Source organism: Thermogutta sp., from assembly GCF_039793925.1.
Taxonomy (GTDB): Bacteria; Planctomycetota; Planctomycetia; order Pirellulales; family Thermoguttaceae; genus Thermogutta.
This window is the reverse complement of the sequence record NZ_JBAMME010000256.1, coordinates 1-4,572: the sequence shown is the minus strand read 5'-3', so window position 1 is coordinate 4,572 and position 4,572 is coordinate 1. Positions and strand designations below refer to the sequence as shown.

At 54.9% G+C, this 4,572-nt stretch carries 4 protein-coding genes; all 4 read right to left on the bottom strand.

Features of this window, described 5'->3' with window-relative positions:
* The coding region (locus tag ABJK56_RS12400; protein WP_347244981.1) for a hypothetical protein at positions 1-236 on the bottom strand (236 nt) is incomplete at its 3' end.
* Between the two features lie 119 nt (positions 237-355).
* Entirely contained in the window at positions 356-2,143 is a 1,788-nt protein-coding gene (locus ABJK56_RS12395; RefSeq protein WP_347244980.1) for a DUF87 domain-containing protein, read from the bottom strand.
* A 28-nt stretch (positions 2,144-2,171) separates the two neighbouring features.
* Positions 2,172-3,323, bottom strand: a complete 1,152-nt coding sequence (locus ABJK56_RS12390; RefSeq protein ID WP_347244979.1) for a DNA double-strand break repair nuclease NurA — start codon at positions 3,321-3,323, stop codon at positions 2,172-2,174.
* The gene (locus ABJK56_RS12385) at positions 3,320-4,456 is read right to left on the bottom strand and encodes a Druantia anti-phage system protein DruA (protein ID WP_347244978.1); all 1,137 of its coding nucleotides are present in this window, start codon (positions 4,454-4,456) and stop codon (positions 3,320-3,322) included. Before ABJK56_RS12385 ends, ABJK56_RS12390 begins: the two co-directional genes overlap by 4 nt.
* Positions 4,457-4,572 lie beyond the last annotated feature (116 nt).

Genomic DNA, 4,572 nt, shown 5'->3' with positions numbered 1-4,572 from the left:
TTGACCGCGCTCCACGAAGCGCCGCCGTTGGTGCTCTTGAACACGCCGCCGCCATATGTCCCGGCATACAGGGTGCCGGGCGTCGCCGGGTCGATCGCCAGGGCGTAAATACTTCCGCCTTCAGGTCCGATGCTTCTCCAAACGAGCGACCCGGCGGAAACCGGAATGGTCTGGCTCGCCAGCAATAGAGCCAGAAGGCTGATAAACAAGACTTTCCGAATCGTTGTGCGTACCATGCTCAGACCTCCTTTTGTAGTTAATGGTCGCCCGCCGACTCCAATGAGCGGGCTAACGGCTTGCCGCTCAGCCGCGCCGCCGAAGGCGGCGTCGGCTGGAGCGGCGGGTTAGGCCGCCTTTACTCCCCCAGCGCGTTGGTATCCAGGAACTCCTTAACAGTGTTAAAAGCATTGAAGAACAACGGCGTCCCAGCAAACGAGAGTGGAGAGACCGGGCCGATAGTCATAAATGAATACTCTCTGGTTGCAATGTCAAACGATGAATGCGGGTCACGAAACAACTGATACAGGTCAAGGGCCTTACTACGTCCACCTACCAGCTCGCTTAACGCCTTGAACTCGGCCCCCATTCCCAGGCCAAAACCGAAGAAGAAAATGCGTAACTGTTCTAAGATTTCGCGATGGAGACTGGAAAGGGTTTGACTGATGAACAACCATCCAACTCCGTACTTGCGCGTCGTGCGTGCCGCATCAATCAAGATGCCTCGCACCGCTTTCTTTTCCTCGCTCTCGGGATCTTCGCGAGGCGCAAGGCGGTGTGCTTCATCCATGAGCACCAGTGTGTTGAGACTACGGTTCTGTTTGTAGGCATATTCTGCCGCCGTGCGAATACCTTCCAGCAATCGTTTGATAACCAGCGCTTGTATCATTTCGTTCCAGAACAAGGGAATACTTTGAGGCTCGGATTGATCTCCACCAAAAAGAGGAAGGGTTTTCGAACTGCCAGTGGTTTGAGTCGCCTGTTCCACCGATAAGTCTATCACAACAAGGGGCCGTTGCGCTTGATCGGGATCAAACAAACCCGCCAGTAACCGTTCCACCTTTTGCGCGCCCTGCCGGTCTTCGCGAAACAGTTGCGCAACAGGGAGCCAATAGTGGGTGAAGAAGAAATTGCGATCCGCTTGGTCATACATGGACTGAAATCGGGCTCGCGACCCTTCTGTCCGGTAAAAGACCTTTTGTACATTCTCATCGCCGAGCAGCCCCCAGGCACGAACGAAGGATTCACGGGTGTGAAGGTCCTTTAGCGCAACTTTGGCGCGCTGTAGGCGATCAGCCAATGTGCTTGCTGCCAACTGGCGGTTTTCTCCCTTAGGAATGCTCAGCTGTTCAAAGAAGGGTGACTCATAGAGGATTTGAGCGAACAGCTCCCACCGGTCCAGCACTAAGTCCCTCACGCCATGCACCTGGACCGGTTTTTTGAGCCTCTTCAGGATATCTTTCATCGGCAAACGGAATTCGCCTGGCACCGCTTCACCTCTGGCTTCCTTGGCGAATTCACCCTGAGGATCGATAACCAGGAGCGCCATCCTGGGATAACGGGCATAGGCCAACAGGATCATCTTGGCAAGTACCGACTTGCCAGAGCCGGTTTTGCCAAAGATGCCCAGGTGGTAGGCCTCTCCAGCGCCCTGTGGGCCAGTGTCGAAATGCTTGAACCAAAGCGGCAGAAGGGGCTTTGAACCGTAGGCATGCCCCAAGTAGAAAAGCTGGTCGCGGTAGGGCGAAAGTAGTTCAGATAGAACGGTGTCATTGACAAGATGAATGGGCGTGCCTGTAGCCGGGACAGTACCCAAGATGCTGGGGCGATAGCCATTGGAACCAGCGGAGAAGACGGCACTGATGGTCATCTCTCCCAGATGGGTATCCTGGCGCTCACTGACTGTGTCCACCCGCCCGCGCTGACGGATCAGGCTACGCATCGTGGGATCTTCGTGCCAGACATTGCGCAGTTTCACCTCAGTAATCTGCCCCAACGCGTAATGGGGAAGGCCGTCCTGGTGATAGCGGAACAAGGCCAGTTCCCCTACAAGTTTCTTGTTGACGGCTCCGGCCAAGATATCCAGTGCCACTTCACTAGTAGAGGATGGCGACCCTACCACGCCAATCCGTTCCGCCTCGTCCACAAGTTGATCAAGATTCTTCTGCATAGGATCATCCTCCTGATTCTGTGCGATAGCCATGCAAGCCCAGAAAAACCTCGCTAATGCTTCCCTGGTAGGTCTCGGCAATGTGCTGACTGGTTACCTGTCGGAATGTAGGGATAGCCTTGGGCAAGTGCTTTACCATCCGGTCCGCCATGTAAAGGGGATAAGGTTCCATCACCGCAGGTGCACCACATTGGTGACGAACTCCATGAAGCACCGTGGCCAAGCGTGCCTGATTTTCGGCCACTGCGCGGCTCATTTCGAGGCGGAGGGCTGGAAGCCAGGGATAGGGCCGGTAGTAGACGACCTGGATCTCTCCCAGTGATGAGATGATCTTATCCGCTGTGCGACTCGCTGTTTCCCGGCTAGTTGATTCCAGTGGCTCCAAGTTCAAGTGCCAGGGTTCGGTGGGTTGCTGCAGGGGCCTGGGGCTTGTATATTCACCTGGTTTCAACAGAAAGCTCAAAAGGCCACGGTCGTCGTATGTGTCAGACCATCCCATCTTCTGCCCAATTTCCCGCCTTGTCGTGTACTTGGGTATAGCCAGCCAACAACGGTCGCTTCGGGTTGAAGCCAGTATGGTCAAGTACGCTTCCAGGATCGAGGTTGCCCGGTCAAGAAACCGGGCTGTAGTATGCAGATGTAAAGCATCCCGACTTTTATTCAATGCCTGGTTGAAGTAGATGAGAGGAGTGGTGAGAGACCCATCCAGGAAGACAACCTCATGCGGCGCTTGCGCGGCCAGCTCTAACTCCATGCCGATCATCAAGGCACGCAAGATCGTGCCGGTCTCAGCCTCGTGAGCCTCTGTTTCTATCCAAACGAGGTGGCGGGGCTCTGGCCAATAGCGCGTTTCCGAAGGCGGGGTTAAGCCTTCTACGGCAACGGCAGCCGCCGCGACCAGGTCGCTAGCCAACAGCCGCTCTACGGCGTAGGAGCCATCTACGCCGCAGGTCGTTGGGATGGGCATATAGGGAAGTTCGGCGTCACGGTGAAGCAGGCCTGCTTGTTCAAGGCTTGCTCGCCATTCCTGGCGACGCGCGCGCACTTGCTCAAAGTCGTCCAACAACTTCTGGCTGATATCCTCCGTGCGTTTGAGGACCTCATCCACTAACGCAGCAGGGAGTTCGCCAAAGGGGCGCTCTGCAGACTCTATCATGTTGCGGCCTTGTCCTGTTCAATCAGCAATAGACTTGCGATTTCCTCTTTGCGCCACTCTCGCCACCCATCCACACGCTCCGCTCGTGGCAGCAGCCAGCGTTCTCGCCACCAGGCGACCAGCTCCGAGAATGGCAGGTTGCGATAGACTGGTTCCGTGTCCCGGCCTTCCATGTACGCTTCCAAATTGTCTATCAGGCGAAACAGGAACACTTCCCGCTTTACGCCGTGACGAAGCAGATCAGACGGAAGACCTAACCGATCTAGCGCTCGCACCATCGTTTGCCATTTCCGGCGCGGGCCAGTGCCAAAGCCTCCTCGCGTCGAAATCCCCTGGTTTTCCAAAAATTCGCGGAACAACGGGTAAAGTTCCATCAAGTGAAAAGTACCATAGCCTTCCGTATAACCCAGAGACTCCGCTATAACTGTTCCATAATATCTTAGGCGGTTGTACAGGCTGCTCCGCCCAAAAGCGCTTGTAGTAGTAAGCGCAACGAGATGGGGCGGCAAGATGCGCTGTTCCATCTCGGTTGCACGTCCAGCATACTTATGCCGATAGACTTGGCGAATCTCATTAGAGGCTGCCACTAGTGCTATCAGTTTCCCGCCCAATAGACGATCGTAGGGTGGTACGGCCCCAAGTGTCTGGATGTCCATAGTCTGGTTGATCAGTTCAGTCTTCCTGCCAGGGGGATAGCGAAACAGGCGGTCTCGTGCTGGAAAGCTAAGAGGTGGAGACTGTAAAGCCAGCAAGCCGATTAATTTATTATTGGCTCGATCCATGATTAAAAATCGCAAGCGGCGACCATAGCCCTTGGAGAATGGAATAGACCAGAGTAATCTGGCCACGCGGAAGAGATTGTGTTGTTGCTCTGTTGTAACTTCGACCAATGCGGGGTCAACACGTTCGGGTACGATTTCGTCACCATTGGCAAAGAAAGAAAGGTATTCGGGAAGATGTCGCTGAAGCCAATCCTGACGGGCAGCGATTTCTAATTGGGAAGCGGCACGGTGGATCTCTCGCAAACCCTCCTTATCAACCGAGGGAGGATATAGCGTGCCATCCTCTGACATCAGGAATCCGGCCTCTTTGAGCCTATCAAGCACCAATTCCCTCAATGCTTCTACTTCCACGATAATGGCCTCCGTCGCATGGCATTTGAACAACAACGGTACCCAACGATGGTGTCCTTAAGGCGGCCTACCGATGAGTTGCACTGTCAAGTTCCTGTGCTGTAAATGGCTGTCCG

Excerpts from the sequence above, each read along its gene's own strand:
- ABJK56_RS12390 (WP_347244979.1), bottom strand. The coding sequence starts at position 3,323 with ATGATAGAGTCTGCAGAGCGCCCCTTTGGCGAACTCCCTGCTGCGTTA.